15 protein-coding genes are annotated in these 20231 nt (G+C 49.9%); 11 read left to right on the forward strand and 4 right to left on the reverse strand.

Going from position 1 to position 20231, the window contains the following annotated elements; translation table 11 throughout:
• Nucleotides 1–59: 59 nt before the first annotated feature.
• The 3 genes from MJZ26_11075 to MJZ26_11085 form a co-directional block, all read right to left on the reverse strand.
• Nucleotides 60–1238 carry an MFS transporter gene (locus MJZ26_11075; GenBank protein MCQ2106320.1) on the reverse strand — a complete coding sequence of 393 codons (1179 nt, stop codon included), beginning with the start codon at nt 1236–1238 and terminating at the stop codon, nt 60–62.
• Nucleotides 1239–1362: 124 nt separating this feature from the next.
• Entirely contained in the window at nt 1363–2616 is a 1254-nt protein-coding gene (locus MJZ26_11080; GenBank protein MCQ2106321.1) for a hypothetical protein, read from the reverse strand.
• Between the two features lie 3 nt (nt 2617–2619).
• Nucleotides 2620–3987, reverse strand: coding sequence for a tetratricopeptide repeat protein (locus tag MJZ26_11085; protein ID MCQ2106322.1), 1368 nt, complete (start codon nt 3985–3987; stop codon nt 2620–2622).
• Between the two features lie 113 nt (nt 3988–4100).
• Here MJZ26_11085 and MJZ26_11090 point away from each other — a divergent pair, with 113 nt between their 5' ends.
• The 11 genes from MJZ26_11090 to hisD all read left to right on the forward strand — a co-directional run bounded on the left by MJZ26_11090 (nt 4101) and on the right by hisD (nt 19091).
• Nucleotides 4101–4928, forward strand: a complete 828-nt coding sequence (locus MJZ26_11090) for a hypothetical protein (protein ID MCQ2106323.1) — start codon at nt 4101–4103, stop codon at nt 4926–4928.
• Complete coding sequence (locus MJZ26_11095) at nt 4928–5716, forward strand: SprT-like domain-containing protein (GenBank protein ID MCQ2106324.1); 789 nt, start codon at nt 4928–4930, stop codon at nt 5714–5716. The genes MJZ26_11090 and MJZ26_11095 overlap by 1 nt, the downstream gene beginning before the upstream one ends.
• 112 nt (nt 5717–5828) lie before the next feature.
• Nucleotides 5829–7343, forward strand: a complete 1515-nt coding sequence (gene lysS, locus MJZ26_11100) for a lysine--tRNA ligase (protein ID MCQ2106325.1) — start codon at nt 5829–5831, stop codon at nt 7341–7343.
• Nucleotides 7344–7355: 12 nt separating this feature from the next.
• Nucleotides 7356–8603, forward strand: coding sequence for an ABC transporter permease (locus MJZ26_11105; GenBank protein MCQ2106326.1), 1248 nt, complete (start codon nt 7356–7358; stop codon nt 8601–8603).
• A gap of 79 nt (nt 8604–8682) precedes the next feature.
• A complete protein-coding gene (locus MJZ26_11110; protein ID MCQ2106327.1) occupies nt 8683–9363 on the forward strand; it encodes an ABC transporter ATP-binding protein in 681 nt (226 codons plus the stop codon).
• A gap of 4 nt (nt 9364–9367) precedes the next feature.
• Nucleotides 9368–11911, forward strand: coding sequence for an ATP-dependent Clp protease ATP-binding subunit (locus MJZ26_11115; GenBank protein ID MCQ2106328.1), 2544 nt, complete (start codon nt 9368–9370; stop codon nt 11909–11911).
• A 55-nt stretch (nt 11912–11966) separates the two neighbouring features.
• Entirely contained in the window at nt 11967–12632 is a 666-nt protein-coding gene (locus MJZ26_11120) for a nucleoside monophosphate kinase (protein ID MCQ2106329.1), read from the forward strand.
• Nucleotides 12633–12791: 159 nt separating this feature from the next.
• Nucleotides 12792–14942 (forward strand): polysaccharide biosynthesis tyrosine autokinase, encoded by a 2151-nt coding sequence (locus tag MJZ26_11125; protein MCQ2106330.1) that lies wholly within the window; start codon nt 12792–12794, stop codon nt 14940–14942.
• A 70-nt stretch (nt 14943–15012) separates the two neighbouring features.
• A complete protein-coding gene (locus tag MJZ26_11130; protein ID MCQ2106331.1) occupies nt 15013–16050 on the forward strand; it encodes an NAD-dependent epimerase/dehydratase family protein in 1038 nt (345 codons plus the stop codon).
• Between the two features lie 183 nt (nt 16051–16233).
• A complete protein-coding gene (gene cimA, locus MJZ26_11135; protein MCQ2106332.1) occupies nt 16234–17811 on the forward strand; it encodes a citramalate synthase in 1578 nt (525 codons plus the stop codon).
• Entirely contained in the window at nt 17802–19091 is a 1290-nt protein-coding gene (hisD, locus tag MJZ26_11140) for a histidinol dehydrogenase (GenBank protein MCQ2106333.1), read from the forward strand. Before cimA ends, hisD begins: the two co-directional genes overlap by 10 nt.
• A gap of 99 nt (nt 19092–19190) precedes the next feature.
• Here the strand turns inward: hisD and MJZ26_11145 are convergent, their stop codons facing one another.
• Nucleotides 19191–20183: a diguanylate cyclase gene (locus tag MJZ26_11145; GenBank protein ID MCQ2106334.1), complete on the reverse strand. Its 993-nt coding sequence runs from the start codon at nt 20181–20183 to the stop codon at nt 19191–19193.
• Nucleotides 20184–20231 lie beyond the last annotated feature (48 nt).

The raw sequence follows: 20231 nt of genomic DNA on the forward strand, positions 1-20231 counted from the left end.
GTAACGCGAACACTGTTCGTACTGCCGAGACGCGTGGGAGTGCGCTTGCGCCACGCACCTTACTTTCTGCAATAACTGACTGCAGTTGTTATAAACGAGAGTGCGGTGAGGAGAAGGCCGGCGAGGACGGTGCCGTTCCAGCCCCAGAGCGTCCAGAAGGAGCCGGAAAGGAATGTGCCTAGGGAGCCGCCGATAAAGTAGATGGTCATGAAGATGGTGTTCATGCGGCTGGTGGCTTCGGGGCAGAGTTTCATGACGGAGCTTTGATTGCCCAACTGGATAAATTGCATGCCGATATCGATGAGGATGATGCCCACGATGATGGCGGCGTAGCTGTTGCTTCCGAAGTAGAAGGTGGCCCAGGCGGTGGCCATGAGGAAGTTGCCTGCGTTGCAGAATTTTTCTACGCCGAAGCGTTTGATGTACTTGCCGATGCGAGAAGCGGTGAGGGCGCCGGCGATTCCGCAGAGTCCCAGAAGCCCAACGGTTTTACTGTCCTGGAAGAAGGGCGCTTGCTTCATACGGAAGGCGAGGCATGCCCACAGCGCTAAAAAGGAGCCGAAGGCGAATCCCGAGCGGATGCTGTAGATTCGTGCCTGGGAGAACCGCACAAAAAGTTCCCCGATGGATTTCAGCATGCTGAAAAATGTGCCGCGGTAAGTGGTGGGCACATTGGGCAGAACTTTAAAGACGATGGCGGTGGAGGCGAGCATCATCATTGCGGCAATGAGGAACATGGAACGCCAGCCAAACCATTCGCCTACAAGGCCGCTGCACACACGGGAGGCGAGAATTCCCGTAAGGAGGCCGCTTAAGACCATGCCGGTTTTCAGTTCCTTTTCGTCGGGCCTTGAAAACAGGGAAACCATGGGCATAAAGATTTGCGGCGTCACGGAGCAGATACCAGTAATGAAGGATCCTGCCAGAAGCGTCACGGCGTTTGTAGAAAAGTAGATGGAGATAAGCCCGAAAATCAGCAAGGTGAAATTCACGAGTACGATGCGGCGGCGGTCAATCATGTCGCCCAGCGGCACGATAAAAAGCAGACCCAGGGCGTAACCCACCTGTGTGAGCACCGGCATGAGATTCACGTAGAATTCCGAAATCCCCATGTCCATGCGGATCATGTTCAGCAGAGGCTGGCAGTAATAAATGTTCGCCACCGAAATGCCCGCCATAATGGCAAGCATCAACGTGAGGGAGCGGGGAATTCCTGCGTGAGGCTTAAGGGTGAACATTTCACAAAATTAAAAAATGCAAAAGCTGCTTTTGGAATACAATGGCCATTCCATCAAAAAACGCGACTTTCGCCGCGTTGTTTTGCGACCAAGGTCGCGAGCTATAATCAATCTGGACTATAAACTAGAAACCGAGACTGATTTCTGCCATGTATACACGTTCTTCATCCTGACCGGTGTAGTAGCCACGTTCTTCAGCCCATGTTGCAAGTTCGAAGGTGAAGAAACGGAGAACTTCAAGACCGATACCGGCTGTGGGGTAGCCACCCTTGAAACCGCCAGCAACGCGAAGTGCCAGTGCGCGGATTTCATTGTTGTAGCCAGGCCAGGCCAAAATGTTCTGTTCCACTTCCAAACCGAAGTTCAAATGGGAAAGAGGCTTATAGTTGTTCTCGTCGGAGATCGCATCGGCGTAGTCCATTGCGATGTTGAACTTACGAGCATAGCCAGTGTTCTTGTTGAAGAAGCGGGGGCTGTAGTTGAAACCGGCGCTGACGTTAGGTGTAATCTTGTCTCCGCTCAGTTCCTTGAAATAGATATCTCTTACAGAAAGACCCAGACGGAATTCGCGAGTCAGCTGGTAGAGAACGCCGACATCCAAACCTGCAGAAATGGAGTTGAAGTCGAAGATGTGGTCGGTTGCGTCATGATAGCGGTCTTCCAGGGTGTCCTGCAGGGTGCCATAGTTCATAACGTCGAGGGTGATCGCTTCAACCTTCTGACGCTTTGCAATCTTACCGCCAAGACCGATAGAAAGGTTGTCTGTAAAGCCGTATGCCACACCAGCCTGCATCACTGCATCGATGTAGAAGGTATCTACAGCCATGTAGGGGAGGATAAGGCCGCCGTCCAGGTAAGGAGCAATGGAACCATCAACCCAGACTGCACCGCCAAAGTTGTGGAATGCCATTTCAGCATCCATCTTGATGCGCATGTCAAGGCTCTTGTGGTCATAAGAGTTCATTGTGTGGATCAGTTCCGGATGGGCGGTCAAAGAATCCATCAGCACATTGGTGCTGCTGAGTCCCAGAGCCTTAGCCACATCGGCTGCACGCTGGTAAAGTTCCTGCAAGTCCTTTACGTCGTTATAGGTAGAGAAGTACTTTTCGAAGGGCCCTGCTCCACCCAAGTTCAAGCGCATATCGCCAATGAAGTTACGGGGGTAATATCCCTGTTCCGGTCTCTTTTCGTAGTTTCCCAGACGGTTAATCTGGTTTAGACCGGCGTAGTTGAAATAGATGGCTTCCTTGTCGTCGACAACAGCCACATGAGCGTTACCCATGGCTTCTGCTCGCAGAGAGTGATGGGTGGGAGCCTTGGCTGCAAAGCTGACGGTTGCGAGGGCCATGCATGCGATGAGAGCAAAAATACGTTTCATGTCTTATTCCCTCCCCACGAACCACTGGATGTAGGACGGGTCGGATTCGGAGTGGTAGTTGTTCCAGCAACCGCCGATATGTTCCTGACGCCACTTGAGGTTGTAGTCAGGGTTGAACGGATCCTTGCGGAGCTTTTCCTTGTAGAAGTAGATGTCCTTGTCTTCCGGTGCGGGAACCCACTTGAGGTTTTCTGCAAACTGGAATCTGTAGTCGTTCTTGCTGTAGCGGACTTTCTGTTCGTCGTAGATGAAGGTCCATTCAGCGGGGTCAAGATAGGAGGGAGCTCCGTTACCATCGGTGTCCACGTACTTGGTGGCCTCGGTAAACTTAACTTCGTAGACATTGTCGTAAGGGTGACCGTAGAAGTATTCAAAGGCAACGGGATCGTTGTCGTAGTAAGCCAACAGTGCTTCGGCGTCGTAACGGTCGACGTTTTCCGTGGGGCGGGAGTCTTCGTCGATTTCGCCGTCGCCGTCGTTGTCGTAACCATCCATGACTTCTTCGTCGACGCAACCATCGCCATCGTCATCCATGCTGTTACCGGCGACGAACACGGCTGCTCGTTCCGCACCGAACTGCTTCATGGTGCTGTTGGTTGCTTCCATGCCACCTTGAGCAAGCTTCAAGGCATTTACGATGCCGGTGGAAGTGAAGTTCTCTGCTACTTCGGGGTAGACGGATTCAAGAACGTTGTAGGCCAGGTCAGGGTTTTCAACCAAAGCGTCGATCAGTTCGTCGGCCACGTCCATCACCTCGGTGAAGTTCTCGACGGATTCGATAATGGCGTTGACGTTGACGGAGATGTTCTGTCCGTCAAAGATCAGCAGGTTGGAAATGTCCATCATACTGCCGCGGAGCATAAGACCGCTCTGGGCCATTTTAAGGATGGAATAGCTGCCGGAGAACTGGCTGAACTTCACATGTCCGTCGGTCTTGCCTTCACGTTCGCGCTTGACGAAGGGGTCCAGGAAGTAGAATACGGAGTCGATTCCCTTAGCCAGGAGCTTAGCCTCTTCCTCGTCCATGTTCGAGAATGTGGTCATGGCGTTGTTTTCGCCGCCGTCGTTCTTGGCATAAGACAGCAGCTCGAATATGTTCAGGCCCGGCTGCATGTTCAGTGCTGCCTTGGCGCGGCCGTACCAGGCCTCGGAGTAGGAGGAGTCGGCGGCAATGGCCTTTTCAAAGTATTCACGAGCCAGAGTGTATTCGTTCTTCTGGTAGTGCAGGTAGCCTTCGTAGGTCAAGGCTGCAGCATCGTCGCTCTTGATGTTAACATCTTCGGTGGGATTGAAGATGTTGCAACTCACCAAACCGAGGGTGCAGGTTAGCACTGTAGCTGGTATAAAATTCTTCAGAAATTGTTTTTTCATCGTAAAAATTCCAATTTTTCAAAAAGATAACATTTTCTTACGAAAAAATAAGGGAATTCTTTTTTTATTGGCCGAATAACCTTAATCATTGATATTTTTAATACATTGTATATATGGAATCCTACAGAGAATACTTTCCGACCAAGGCCTTCAAGGTGGCTGAGATGCGTTTGGCAGCCCTTTTAGGGGCCGAAAGAGACCGCTTGGACGCCCTGGCTCAGTCTCTGGGGCGGGAATGCGCCATCGGTCCCGATAATCTTGTGACGGAAATCCCCAGGATTCTTGAGTTTACCAAAAGGTACCATGAACTTTACGAGCAGTACCTTAAGGCTGTTTTACCCCAGCAGCCAAGGCCAATCCAGTGCAGGCCTGCCTGTGGGAACTGCTGTCACCACTATCCCATGTCGGTTGAACCCTTTGAACTTGTATACCTTTATGTAAATCTTAGGGAACGAGACAACCTGCTTGACATTATGGAAGCCTGTCAGATAAGGTCTTCCATGTTTGAAGGGTTCTACGAAAAGCGCAAGGCCGAAAACAGCGCTGCTGAATCAACTTCCAAGACTGACATTGAAAACGATTCGGAAGATGATTTTGATGACAAGGCCGAGGACTTGGCTTTGCATGACTACTTTAGCGCCTGGAAACCATGTCCCTTCTCCAATCCGGTGGGGGATTGCATGGCCTATCCTATAAGACCTGTATCCTGCCGAATGTATTTTAGCGAGACCGATCCCAAGTTCTGTACACCGGAACATCTGCAGTCTCCTGACAACGACAGCTATATAGTGTATCTTCCCGACAACATCGAGAATGCTGTCTATGGTATCTCCGAACATTACGGTTTGTTAGATCTTCCTGAAAGTTATTTCGGGGGGCTGCTTGCCTTGAATGGATACGAAGGTGTTATTGGTTCCAAGTATAGTGCAGGTTCCAACTGATGAACTTGTTTGGCATACAGATGGATCTCTTCGGTGCGCCCGAAGTAAAGACTGAGAAACCGAAAATTCCCAATACGGTTTCCGCGAATGGTCTTGTCCACTTCAAGTATAATCCTCTGTTAAAGAAGAGCATCCGCTGCAAGGGCGGTGTACTTTTTGGTCACCCGGAGGTAATTCTTCCGGAATACATGAAAGGTGAGGAATTCGCCCAGGCTCGTGAACTTGCTGCGGAATGGGCGGAACATGCTATACGCCGGAAGACTGTAAAGAATAAGGCCGCAATCAAGGATCTTGTTACGAGATTTTGGGAAGTTGTGGATCAAATCTTGTCGGATAAGGGAGAGGTTAGTTTATCTGCAAAAAGCAGGATTCCTCCTATTCGTCCTCAGGGTAAGTATCATAATTTGAATGATATCCTGGCAGCGATTAATGACACCTATTTTGAAAATTCGCTGACCTGTAGAATTACCTGGAGCAATCGCGTGGGTGGCCTAAGTTATCATACTGTCCGCAAGGATCCCATAACTGGCGAGGATTTTCACCTTATCAGCATCAGTAAAGGTTACGATGCTGCAAATTGCCCTACATATGCAGTAGCCGGAGTGGTCTATCATGAATGCCTTCATATTGCCATTCCTGTGGAAGTAAGGAACGGCCGCCGCATTGTCCATGGCCGTAATTTCCGTAAGCAGGAAAAACTCTACATCTACTACGACGAATGGATAAAATGGCATAAGGAAGTCCTTCCCAGGAACATCCGTGATATGCGTAGGCATAAAGAACTGTAGTTTGTCTTGTTTTTCCATCAGTCCCGATGTTCTGTCGGGACTTCTTTTTTTGAATTTTCTACATTTGTTTCGTTCGAAAATTAATCCCTTTACAAGAATAAGGTAGATAATCATGATTAACGTCAATATGCCCGATATGAATGACCAGGTGAAGGCCCGCCTTGACAAGCTCGAAAAGTTCAAGGAAATGGGTATCGAAGCCTATCCGCACAAGTTCAACCGCACCCACGATTCCAAGGTCCTTAAGGAAAACAAGGACGCCCTGATCGCTAGCGGTGAAGATGTTGCTTTTGCTGGCCGTGTGGTTCGTTTCAATCGTAAGGGCAAGATGTGCTTTATGCACCTGAAGGACCGTTATGGCCGCTTGCAGGTGGTTTGCGCCCGCGACGAAGTTGGCGAAGAAAACTACGAAATCGTAAAGATGACCGACCTTGGCGACTTCATCGGCGTAAACGGCACCATGTTCGAAACCCAGAGCGGCGAATACTCCGTACGAGTGAAGAAGGTGACCATGCTTTCTAAGGCTGTGCGCCCGCTCCCCGTTGCCAAGGAAAAGATTGACGAAAACGGCAACAAGGTGGTGTTCAACGAATTTGCCGACGTGGATACCCGCTACCGCCAGCGCTATGTGGACATGGCCCTGAACGACGACGTGAAGGAAGTGTTCATCAAGCGTTCCAAGATCATGCAGTCCATCCGTGAATACCTGATTGAAAAGGGCTTCATCGAAGTGGAAACCCCGACCCTGCAGCCCATCTATGGTGGTGCAAACGCTCGTCCGTTCACCACTCACCATAACGCTGCCGACATGACACTCTACATGCGCGTGGCTCCGGAACTTTACCTGAAGCGCTGCATTGTGGGCGGTATGGAAAAGGTTTTCGAATTCTCCAAGAACTTCCGTAACGAAGGCATGGACCGTACCCATAGCCCGGAATTCACCGGTCTGGAATTCTACGAAGCCTACGCCGACTACAACGACATGATGGTTCACTTCGAAAACATCTACGAACGCGCCTGTATCGCTGCAAACGGCACCACCAAGATCATGACCCAGGGCAAGGAAATCGACTTCAAGGCTCCGTGGCCCCGCTACACCATGAAGGGTGCTATCGAAAAGTTCGGCGGCATCAAGGTGGACGACCTGTCCGATGAACAGATCCAGGCCAAGATCGACGAACTGGGTGGCCATCTGGATGGCGAATTCAGCCGTGGCCGTGGCATTCTGGAACTGTTTGAACTGACCGTCGAAGAACAGCTGATCCAGCCCACCTTCATCATGGACATGCCTACCGAATCTACTCCGCTTTGCAAGAAGCATCGTACCCAGGAAGGCCTCATTGAACAGTTCGAACCCTACGCCAACGGCTGGGAACTGGGCAACGCCTATACCGAACTTAACGATCCTCTGCGCCAGCGCGAACTTCTGGAAGACCAGGTCCGCCGTGGCCGCGGTGGTGAAGGCGAAACTCACCCCATGGACGAAAACTTCCTGCACGCTATCGAATCCGGCCTGCCTCCTACCGGCGGTGTGGGCTTCGGTATCGACCGTATGATCATGCTGCTCACCAACCAGGAAACCATCCGCGACGTGCAGCTCTTCCCGCTGATGAAGCCGGAAGTATAATCCAAAGGTTCTATGAATAAACTGGAATGGCTTATTGCCTGGAGATACTTAGGGGCTCAGCGTAAGAGTCTCTTTGTATCCCTTATTGGTATTTTCAGTATGCTTGGAGTGTCCATCGGTGTATTTGCGCTGGTGGTTGCCCTTGCTGCGGTCAATGGCTTCGAAGAAGAGGTCACTGCCCAGATGATAGGGAAGGACGCTCACTTTGAACTGATTGCCTACAATGGTGAACCCATTGCCCCATACGATAGTCTAATCAACGAAGTCCGAACCCGCGATTCCCGTGTCACTGCAGCGTCTCCTTTTATCATCTACAAGATTGGTATTAGCAGCAAAAAAGTGAATGACGGTATTGTCATCTATGGTATTGACACGGAATCCGCCAAGGGTGTGACCAATATCCATAGCTCCATCAAGTGGGGAAATTACTCCGTTGATAGCTTGGAGGATTTGAACGGTAAGCGTCGCCCGGGAATCCTTTTAGGTTCCGGCCTAGCAAACCGTCTTCGCGTGGTGGTTGGCGACAAGCTTGTTCTCCAGACCTTCCAGAGTCCTGAGGCTGCTGTGTCTGGCGGTGGCCCCAAGATGATGATGTGCGTGGTTAGCGGCATTTTCGAAACGGGAACTTACGAATACGACGGAAATCTTGCTTATGTTGGCATTCCTGAATTGCAGAAGCTGCTTGGCTACGATAATGCTGTAACGGGCATCCAGTTCAAGATGAATGACCACTGGAAGGCGGGGGAGGCTGTAGACAGTCTTGGTAACTGGCTTACCTATCCCTACTATGCTGTGGACTGGAAAACCAAGAATCTGACTCTTCTCAAGTGGATGAACTATGAAAAGTTCATCGTGGCCGCAGTCATTTGCCTTATTATTCTCGTGGCTGCATTCAACATTATCAGTTCCTTGATCATGGTGGTAATAGACAAGACCAAGGAAATTGGAATTCTTCGTAGCATGGGATTCAGTAAGGCCGCCGTGATGCGTGTATTCATGCTGATGGGTAGTTTTATCGGCGTGGGTGGGACCATTGTAGGTGGCTCAATTGGCTTGATCCTTTGCAAGTTCCAGGAGAAGTATCACTTTATCACCTTGCCTGGTGACGTCTATGTGATTCCTTATTTCCCCATTTCAGTGCACTTCCTGGATGTGATTCTCATCTTTGTGATTGGCATTGCCTTGTGCGTTGCCGCCACCATTCTTCCGGCTTGGAAGGCCAGCCGTCTTGATCCTGTGGGAGCGATTCGTCACGAGTAAGGTTTCTTTATTCGTGACTGAACGATGAACAATGAATAATGAACTATTAAATAAAGGCGCTTCGCGCGGGATCGATGAAATGGGCTCAGTTTTACTTGAAACCCGAAATCTTCGCAGAGTCTTCAGTGAAACGGGTGAAAACCTTGAAATCTTGAAGGGTGTGAACTTCTCCATGAATGCAGGGGAACTTGTTGCGCTTACGGGTTCTTCGGGCTCAGGCAAGTCTACCTTCTTGAACTTGGTGGGAATGTTGGATACTCCGACCTCTGGCGAAATCCTCTTTAAGGGGAAGGCTCTATCTAAGTTCAGTAGTGCGGAAAAGGATATGTACCACCGCGTGCAGGTGGGTTTTGTTTTTCAGTTCCATCATTTGCTTAGTGAATTTACTGCTCTTGAAAATGTCTGTATTCCAGGGAGAATTCTTGGAACTAGCGAAGCTGAATGTCGTGATCGTGCCGAGATGCTTTTGGAAACGGTTGGATTGAAGGACCGCCTGAAACACTTACCCAGGGAACTTTCTGGTGGTGAACGTCAGCGCATTGCCATTGCTCGTGCATTGATGAATCATCCGGACCTTGTCCTTGCTGATGAACCTAGCGGAAACCTGGATGAGGAAAATTCAGCCAAACTGAATGAATTGATTGGAGAATTGAACGAAAAATTCAATCAGGCTTTCCTGATTGTAACTCATGACGAAATGCTTGCCAACTTTGCAAAGCGCCGTGTGGTAATGCATGGCGGCGTTATTCAGGGGGCTTAAACGTATGCCTGATATTAACGGAATTTTTTCTAAGAAGGCCAAGGCTGTTTTGCAGGCCGCTCGAATGGCGGCTCGCAATCTTGGTAATGATAGTATTAGCTCTGAACACCTTTTGCTGGGACTTGTTCGCGAAGATTCTGGCTTTGCCGCTGAGACCTTACGTGCTCTTAACGTCAACTTGAATGAACTGGGTGAAACTATCCAGCATTCCCTTACCACAAATGGTGGTATGATGACCGTTGGAGATGCCCATGGCTCGTTGCTTTCCTTTACGGTTCGTTGTAAGGCCGCCCTGTTCAATGCAGCAAAGATTGCCAAGGAAGAAGAAGACCAGTACATTGGCCCGGAACATTTGATGCTTGCCATCTTGCAGCAGAGTGATTCTCCTGCAGCAGGGACCCTGTCTACGTTTGGCGTGACTTACGAAAATTTCCAGAACGCCCTGATGCAGATAAAACGGGCCTCCATGGATGACCAGGTTTCTGGGGACGCCGGCGATGCATATCCTAATGAACAGCCCGAAGGCCAAAGCAGGGTGGGCGGCGAGACTCGTCAGCAGCAGCGTCGAGAAACACGAACCAAGACTCCTATTTTGGAACACTTTGGCCGAGACCTTACGGCTATGGCTCGTCAGGGAAAGCTGGATCCGATTATCGGACGTGAAGCTGAAATTGAACGCCTTGTCCAGATTCTTTGTCGTCGCAAGAAGAATAATCCGGCCTTGATCGGTGAACCCGGCGTTGGTAAGACTGCCATTATTGAAGGCCTTGCCTTGAAGATTGCCCAGAAGAAGATTCCTGAACTTTTGGCAAACAAGCGTGTGGTTAGCCTGGATGTTGCTGCCATGGTGGCTGGCACTAAGTACCGCGGTCAGTTTGAGGAACGCGTTAAGGGTCTCATCATGGAACTTCAGCGTGTCGACAATTCGGTCATCCTCTTCATCGACGAATTGCATACCATTGTTGGCGCAGGTGGTTCCGAAGGTGCGCTGGATGCATCCAATATTTTCAAGCCCGCTCTTGCCCGAGGTGAGTTGCAGTGCATAGGCGCTACCACTATTGACGAGTACCGTAAGTACATCGAGAAGGATGCTGCCCTCGAACGTCGTTTCCAGACCATCGTGGTAAATCCTCCTTCTTCTGAGGATTCTATCCAGATTCTGGAAGGTCTGCGCGCCAAGTATGAACAGCACCATAAGGTCCGTTATACTCCTGAGGCAATCCGCGCTTCTGTAACTTTGGCTGAACGCTACATTAGCGACCGCTTCTTGCCGGATAAGGCTATTGACGTCCTGGATGAAGCCGGTGCCCGCGTCCGTCTTAGTTCCATCCGTACTCCTCAGGACTTGAAGGAGATGGAAGATGAATTGGCAGATGCGATGCAGCAGAAGGAAGTTGCTATTGCAGAACAGCAGTATGAAACCGCCGCATCTCTTCGTGATAAGATCGAGGCTTTGACTGCAAAGATTGCGGAACGTCGTGATGCAATCAATAAGGAAGATTCCAGTGAGATGCCTGTGGTGGATGAAAATGAGATCCGCGACTGCATTAGCAAGATGACCGGTATTCCGGTTAGCCGTCTTGCTGGAGAAGAAACCCAGAAGCTGCTGAAGCTGGGCGATGAAATCAAGGAACGTGTTATCGGACAGAACCAGGCTGTGGACGCCGTTGTAAAGGCAATTCGTCGTACCCGTGCAGGAATTCGCGATACTAAGCGCCCCATGGGAAGTTTCCTGTTCCTTGGTCCTACAGGTGTTGGTAAGACTGAACTTGCCAAGGTCCTGAGCCTCAGCCTGTTTGGTAGCGAAGATTCCATGATTCGTGTAGATATGAGCGAATACATGGAAAAGCACAGTATCAGCCGTTTGATTGGCGCTCCTCCGGGATACGTGGGTTATGAAGACAACGGCGGTCAGCTGACAGAAAAGGTCCGTAAGCGTCCTTACTGTGTCGTACTTCTTGACGAAATCGAGAAGGCTCATCCTGACGTGTATAACCTGCTCTTGCAGATTCTTGACGATGGAATCCTTACGGATAGCTATGGCCGTAAGATTAACTTTAAGAACACCATTATCATCATGACAAGTAATGCCGGCGCTCGCGAAGTCCGTCATAGCTCCGGCATGGGCTTTACCAAGATGGGGGAGACTGACGACTACGAACGCATGGAAACTGCGATCCGCGAGGAAGTCAAGCGTGTGTTCTCTCCGGAGTTCCTGAACCGTATTGACGAACAAATCGTATTCCGTCCGTTGACCAAGTCAGACTTGAGTTCTGTGGTGGATATCCAGCTGGCTTTCCTCCAGAAGAACTTGTCTGAAAGAGGTATCCTCTTGGAGGTCTCCCAGGCTGCAAAGGAATTTGTGGTGACTCACAATTACGATTCCGCTTTGGGAGCTCGCCCCATCCGTCGTTCCATCCAGCAACTGATTGAAGACGAAATTGCCGAGGGACTGCTTCTGGGAATTTACAGCGACTTTTCTACCATATCTATCGATGTGGCAGAAGGAAAGTTGAAGTTTACCTCCGAGGCATTGCCTTCTACGTAGTTTTTTCTATCTTTCGCTTTGATTTTTTTTAACAACAAACCTAAGAGGTTACAAAATGGCTAAGATTTCTGCCGTTCTTATCTTCGGTGCACCGGGTTCCGGTAAGGGCACTGTGGGCGCAAAGCTCGCTGCTACCACTTCTCTCAAGCACCTTTCCACTGGTGACATCTTCCGCGGCATCGCTCCTTCCAGCGAATCCGGCAAGCTCCTTGCTTCTTACTCCAGCAAGGGTCTCCTGGTTCCTAACGAAGCAACCGTCGAAATCTTCGGCCGCTATGTTGAAGGCCTGGTGAACACCAACAAGCTGAACCCGGAAAAGGATACCCTCCTCCTGGACGGCATTCCTCGTACCGTTGAACAGGTGAAGCTCATCGAATCCATTGTTGACGTGAAGCACATCTTCGTTCTCGACATCAAGGACGAAGCTACCATCGTTGCTCGCCTCCTGAACCGTGCCAAGATCGAAGGCCGTAAGGATGACGCTGACGAAGCCGTCATCAAGAACCGTCTCAAGGTTTACAAGGAATCCACCGCCAAGGTTCTTTCCAAGTACAATAAGAAGATCATTTCCCACATCGTTGGCGACAACACTCCGGATGAAGTGTTCTGCGACGTGCTGAAGGCTTACGTTGACTTCTGCAAGGCTTCTGCCAAGGCTGCAAAGCCGGCCAAGAAGGCTGCTGCAAAGAAGCCCGCTGCTAAGGCCAAGAAATCCAAGTAATTCCTACTTTTTAGGCAATGGGAGCCCCAGGTTAAATCCTGGGGCTTTTTCCGTTTATGGACAATTTTTCAAGACAAAAATGCTACGAAAACCTTTCAATGTATCATGGAGTTTACTATCTTTCCCAAAAATAACGTTGGCTTGTTTTAGGTACAATTAATGGAACAAAATTCTCAGAATTTTTCTCAGTCTAGCAATTCATCTGCAAAGCAGGATGATGAAATTGATCTTCTTGAGGTTCTTGGGATTCTTCTCAAGCACAAGCTTTTCCTTGGCTTCTGTATAATTGTTGGCTGTGTTGTCGGTTTTCTGGCATCCAACTGGATGCGCCCGGAATACACCAGTGATGCCCTTTTGCAGATCGACGTGAAGGGTAACAAGGCCGGTAAGGCTATGGGTGAAATGGGTGCCCTTCTTGATGTGGCCAGCCCTGCCGAAGCCGAAATTGAACTTCTTAAGAGCCGTATGGTTCTTAGCTATGTGGTAGAACAGGAACACCTTTGTTTCAATGCGTATCCGAAAGATCCCCTGAAGCGACTTACCCATAAGGAAGGTCGTATGGATCTCGAGAAGCTGCATATTCCCGAAATTGCAATTACCGAAAAGTGGTATGCCAAGACCGTCGGCGAAGATGAGTTCGTGGTAATCACCCCCGAAGAAAAGGAATTGGTTAGGGGTAAGATCGGTGAAGAAGTCGTCGCTCCCTATGCCGGCGATACTTTGGTAATCAAGGTGAAGCTCATGCGTGCTGAACCGGGACAGCTATTTGTTATTGCTGAAAGCGATCCCCTGGATGCTGTTCGCGGTCTTGTTTCCAAGCTTAATGTGGCTGAAAAAGGCAAGCAGACCGGCATCATCGGTGTTTCCTATACTCACCAGTACCCCGATCGTGCAGCGGCCATCTTGAATTCCATTGCAAACATCTATCTGCGTCAGAATGTTGAAATGCGCAGTGCTGAAGCAGAAAAGACTTTGGAATTCCTTGAAAATCAGCTGCCCGGTGTTAAGGCCAAGTTGGACACCGCTGAACGCAAGTTGGCCGACTACCGCCATAAGATTGGTTCCGTTGATATGAGCGGTGAAACCCGAGTCCACCTGGAAAAGGAAACGGACTTGCAACGTCAGATTCTTAAGTTGGAACAGGATCGTCAAGAGGCAACTCGTCTGTTCAAGGAAGAACATCCGGCTATTGTAACTATCCAGAAACAGCAGGACCGTCTTCGTGCCGAATTGGGTAAGCTAAAGTCTTCCGCAGCCAAGATGCCCTTGACCCAGCAGGAAGTCTTGAGCCTCCAGGAAGAAGTGGCTGTTAATAATGCGCAGTATACTTCCATGCTCAACAACATCCAGCAGCTCCGTGTGGTTCGCGCAGGAGAAGTGGGTAACGTTCGTATTGTGGACTATGCCCAGATTGAACGCAAGCCCTCTAAGCCCAACAAGAAGGTCATCTTTGCCGGTTGCGTTGCCGGTGCATTCCTCCTTGGTGCCTTGCTGATTTACTTGCTGCAGATGACTAAGCGCGGTGTTCGTAGTTCTCTTGAAATCGAACGCGAAACTGGCGTTAGCGTCTATGCCAAGATTCCCAAGTCTGAAAACAAGATTCTTGCAATCCGTAAGAAGGGCAAGAACACTCTGCCGTTGGTGGAGGAGGACCCAGAAGATCCTGCTAGTGAAGCATTCCGTTCTCTTTACACGGCCATTGATTTCTCTGTCGGAGAACAGAAGGTCATCATGGTTACCGGTATGATTCCTGGCGTTGGTAAGTCTTTCGTTTCCAAGAATCTTGCTGCGCTTTATGCGGGCTCCGGCAAGAAGACCTTGTTGATCGATGCCGACATGCGTCGCGGTGTGGTTTACAGTAAGCATAAGCTTGGCCTTGGTGATATCCTTTCCGGCAGATGCTCTCTGGAAGATGCCGTGGCAGATTCTATTACGAAGAATTTGTATGTAATTGGCGCTGGTGCAACCGACGTGTCTCCCAGTGAATTGCTGCGTGGAACCAAGTTCAAGGAAATCCTTGATTATGCATCCAAGAGCTACGATACGATTATTGTGGATACTCCGCCCCTGAATCTGGTGACGGATTCCGAACTGATCTTCCCCGTGGTGGACTTTGCTCTGTTCGTGCTCCATTACGGTCGTCATTCCATGGATCAGATCAAGGAAACTATGATCAAGATCGAACGTTGTGGCAACAAGCCGCATGCTTTAGTGTTGAACCACTGCGAATCCGATGGACATGGCTATGGCGGATATGGTGGTTACGGTGGCTATGGTCACTACGGTAGCTACAAGAAGAAAAAGAAGTAGCTTTTGAATTTAAGAGAGCGGTTGTTTGACCGCTCTTTTTTTATCTTTACACCATAAACGAGGTTTTTGGATGAAAGTATTGGTAACTGGTGCTGCAGGATTCATTGGATCGAAGATTTCCCAGATGCTTGCTAGTCGTGGCGATGAGGTTGTTGGTCTTGACAACATCAACGATTACTACGATCAGCGTTTGAAGTACGGCCGTCTTCGTGAGAACGGTTTTGAGCAACCCAACGATGACTTTGAATTTGGTAAGATGCTTACCAGTTCCAAGTGGTCCAATTGCCGATTCATCCGCATGGACATTTCCGACAAGGAATCCCTGGATGCGCTGTTCGCTGCGGAAAAGTTTGACAAGGTGATGAACCTTGCAGCCCAGGCTGGCGTTCGCTATTCCATTACTAATCCTTACGCCTACATGCAGAGCAACATGGTGGGTTTCTTGAATGTTCTTGAAGCTTGCCGTAATACAAAGGTACCATACCTGGTGTTTGCTTCCAGTAGTTCCGTTTATGGTCTTAACAGCAAGGTGCCGTATTCCGAAGACGACAAGGTGGATTCTCCGGTTAGTCTTTATGCGGCAAGCAAGAAGAGCAACGAACTGATGGCCCATTCCTACGCTAAGTTGTATGGAATCAAGGTCACTGGCCTGCGTTATTTTACCGTTTATGGACCATGGGGCCGCCCCGATATGTCTCCCATGCTTTTTGCAAAGGCCATCAGCAAGGGCGAGGCTATCAAGGTTTTCAACAACGGCGACATGATCCGCGACTTCACCTATATCGACGATATTGCCGAAGGTTCCATTCATGTATTGGACCGCGAACCGGATGCTGCCAAGTGTGAAAACGGCGTGCCTTACCGCATCTTTAACATCGGTTGCAGCAATCCTGTAAAGCTGATGGATTTCATTAGTGAAATCGAGAATGCCTACGGTGAACCTGCCAAGAAGGATTTCCTCCCGATGCAGCCTGGCGACGTTTACCAGACCAATGCCGATACCACCAAGCTGGAACAGCAGTGCGATTACAAGCCCCACTGGAGCCTCCACGACGGCATCGCCAAGTTCATGGAATGGTACAAGAGCGACGCAAACCCGTTGAAGTGAGCCAAGCGAAAGTATGCTCGCATACTTTGATTTGACGAACGAAATGGATGCACTCGAAGAGTGCCATCCGCTAAAGTAAGTCAAGCGAAAACTTTCGTGCATGTTTTCAATTTTATCTTGTAAATCGTAATTCATAATTCGTACTTAACTTTCTTCATATTTCGATTTACTAAATTTGCCGTCATGAAGAAAGTTTGCATTTATGACACCACGCTGCGCGACGGCAATCAAGATCGCAAGATTAGTCTCTCTCTGGCCGACAAACTCCAGATTACTCGAATTCTTGACTCTTTCGGTATTGATTACATTGAAGGCGGCTGGCCAAACCCCAGCAATCCTACCGACGAAGAATATTTCCGCGAAGTGAAAAAGCTTAAGCTGAAGCACGCCAAGATTTGCGCCTTCGGCAGTACTCGTCGTCCGAAGATCCTTCCCGAGAAGGATCCGCTGCTCCAGGCATTGGTGAAGTCCGAAGCTCCCGTGAAGACCATTTTCGGTAAGAGCTGGGATCTCCACGTTACAGAAGTTATTCATACCACACTGGAAGAAAACCTGGACATGATCCAGTCTTCCATCGAATTCCTGAAGGAACATTCCAAGGAAGTTATTTACGACGCCGAACATTTCTTCGACGGTTATAAGGCTAATCCGGAATATGCTATCGAAACCCTGAAGGCTGCTGCCCTCGGTGGTGCTGATTTCATCGTGCTTTGCGATACCAATGGCGGTACCATGCCTTGGGAATTGGAAGAAATTTTTGAAGCCGTTAAGGAACACGTAGACGTTCCCCTTGGTATCCATGTGCATAACGACTCCGGCCTTGCTGTGGCAAACAGCATCTATGCCGTGAAGTCCGGTGCCTCTATGATTCAGGGCGTTGTTAACGGTTATGGCGAACGTTGCGGTAACGCAAACCTCACCACCATCATGGCTGACCTGGTCTTCAAGATGGGCGCAAAGTTCTTTGCTGCCAAGAAGATGGCTGGACTTCGCAAGCTGTTCCTGAGCGTAGACCAGATTGTGAATCTGGCTAGCGATGTCCGCGCACCGTACGTGGGCGAGGCTGCTTTTGCTCATAAGGGCGGCGCACATATCGATGGCGTCATGAAGGTTTCCCGCAGCTTTGAACATGTGGACCCGCACTCCGTGGGCAATGACCGCGTGTTCGTCACCAGCGATCAGGCTGGTGGTTCTCTCGTGGTTGAAAAGCTGAAGGCTATCAAGCCGGGCATCGACAAGAAGGATCCCATGGTGGCAAAGCTCCTGCTCGCCATCAAGGAAAAGGAAAACGCAGGCTGGCACTTCGACTCCGCCGAAGCCAGCTTCAAGATGCTGGTGTATCGCCAGCTAGGTATGTTCACCGCACCCTTTGAATTCATGAACTACCGCGTCACCGAAGACAAGACCCCGCAAGGTGTGTCTGTTTCCCAGGCCAGCGTCAAGCTGAAGATTGGTGACAAGATCAGCCATCAGGTGAGCGAAGGTGACGGTCCGGTGAACGCTCTGGATGCAGCGTTGCGTAAGGCACTGCTCCCGTTCTTCCCGTATATGGCCAAGGTCCGCCTGGACGACTTTAAGGTCCGCGTTCTGGGTTCTTCCGTCGGTTCCGACGCACTGGTCCGCGTATGGACTACCTTCGGTGACGACAAGGAACACTGGAATGTGGCAGGTGTCAGCACCAACATCATCGAAGCCAGCTGGCTTGCCTTGATGGATGGTCTGTGCTACAAGATTTTGAAGGAAACTAAGAAATGCAAATAGTTAAGGCTACTCCTAGCTCTAAGGAAATTGAACGCATTTGCGGTCGCGAAGTTGCTCCCAGCCGCGAAATTTATAACAAGGTTGTAGACATCCTGGCTGACATCAAGAAGGGTGGCTACGCCAAGGCTGTGGAATACGCTCAGAAGTTCGACGGCCTCAAGGGCAAGAATATCCGCGTCTCTGAAAAGGAAATTGCAAAGTCTGCCGCCAAGTGCCCCGCTGATTTGCAGAAGGCTCTCAAGCAGGCCATCAAGAACGTCCGCGATTTCCACCAGAACCAGATGGAAGAATCCTGGCTCATGGAAGGTAAGGACGGCGTTGTCCTCGGTCAGCGCATCCGCCCCATGAAGCGCGTGGGCCTCTATGTTCCCGGTGGCGCAGGCATTTACCCCAGCACCGTGATCATGAACGCTGTGCCTGCTCTCGTCGCAGGTGTTCAGGATATCGTTGTGGTTACTCCCATCAAGGGCGAAATCAACCGCGCCGTGGCCTTCGTGCTGCAGCAGCTGGGCATTACCGAAGTCTACCACATCGGTGGCGCACAGGCTATTGGCCTGTTGGCTTACGGTGCCAAGGACGCCAAGGGCAAGACCATCGTTGAACGCGTCGACAAGATTGTGGGCCCGGGTAATGTTTTCGCCGCCGTCGCCAAGAAGGAAGTCTTCGGTGTCGTAGACATCGACATGGTGGCTGGTCCTTCCGAAGTTCTCGTCATGGCCGACAAGACTGCCGATCCTGACTTCGTTGCTGCAGACTTGCTTTCCCAGGCGGAACACGGTTCCGGTTTCGAAGCCGCCATCTGCATTACCGACGACATGGAAACTGCCCAGATGATTTCTGCCTGCGTAGACATCCAGGTTGAAAATTCCCCCAAGAAGGAACTGCTCCAGAAGGTGCTGGATAACTTCGGCCGAATTCTCGTGGTGAAGGACTGGTTCGATGGCGTTGCCATCGCCAACAAGATTGCTCCGGAACATCTGGAAGTCATGACCGACGAAGCTGAATCCATGGCCGCCCAGATCGAAAACGCTGGCGCCGTGTTTATCGGTCACTGGTCTTCTGAACCGGTGGGCGACTACTTCGCTGGCCCCAACCATGTGCTGCCTACCAACGGCACTGGCCGCTTCTTCAGCCCTCTCGGTGTGTATGACTTCCTGAAGCGTATGTCCATCATCCGCTACAGCGAAAAGGCCATCAAGAAGAACGCAAAGGCTATCGCCGCTGTTGCAATGGAAGAAGGCTTCTACCACCACGCACAGGCTGTCCTTAAGCGCCTTTAGTTGGCGCTCCATCCTGGAACCGTTAGGCGATAGAATCCAGACATGAAAAAATCCTCGGGCTCTAACCCGGGGATTTTTTGCATAACGTTAAACTTTAAATTAGAACAAGAACAGACTGTCGCCGAAGTTGACGCAGACTCTGTTTCTTCCGTTTTCCTTGGCATGGTACAAAGCCTGGTCCGCACGTTCAATAATGCTTGCTACAGAATCATCAGGAATTCGTTCCGTAAATCCGACACTGACTGTTACGTGTATGGTCTTGCCGGAAGGAAGCTTGATTTCCTTGTTTTCAACATTCTTGCGGAGACGTTCCGCTATAATCTTGGCGTTGTCTGTTGAGGTTCCCGGCAGGAATACTGTAATTTCCTCGCCACCATAACGAACGGGCATATCCGATGGACGGAGGCTGTCTGTAACCGCTTGAGCTACTGCAATAAGGACCTGGTCTCCAGCGAGGTGGCCGTAGGTGTCGTTTACGCTCTTGAAATGGTCAATGTCCAGCATGATGGCTGACAGGTTGAAATTGCCGGCATTGCTGCGGGCCATTTCCCTTCCGTACATTTCTTCTAGCCAACGACGATTGTGGAGCCCGGTTAGAGAGTCTACTTTTGCATTCTCTTCGATGCAGCGGATGTGATACTCTTCTGCGCATACGACTTGGTTGTTGTTTCTGATGCGTTGGCTCAGCATGTGTAAGAAGTTTAGGCACAGGTCGTGGGAGGCATTGATCATTGCCAAGGCAATTTCTGGCTTGATAATCAATAGCTTGCAATGGGTCTTTGCAAAAACGAATGCGCTGGGCTTGACATTGTCGAAGATGGACATCTCTCCGGCACAATGGCCTGCTGAAATTGTATCGGTGAAATTTCCACCCTGAGACTGCAGACGAACCTCCAGAATTCCTTCAAGAACAATGAGAAGTCTTCTAACAGGATGTTCTGGATCAATAAGAAGGGTTTCCGGTTCTGCATCAACGGTTTCGCAACCAAGCAGATAACCAGCTAGGCTTTCAAAGGCGACGTTCTTGAAAATTTCAAGTTTCAGAAAATCGTTTCGTGATATTGGAAGTGTCTCTAGTTCTTCTGCGTTCATATTGCTATTATACTCAAAAAAAAGAGAAAATGACAACAGAAAAGTGTA

Origin of the sequence: Fibrobacter sp. (assembly GCA_024398965.1) — a bacterium.
Lineage (GTDB): Bacteria > Fibrobacterota > Fibrobacteria > Fibrobacterales > Fibrobacteraceae > Fibrobacter.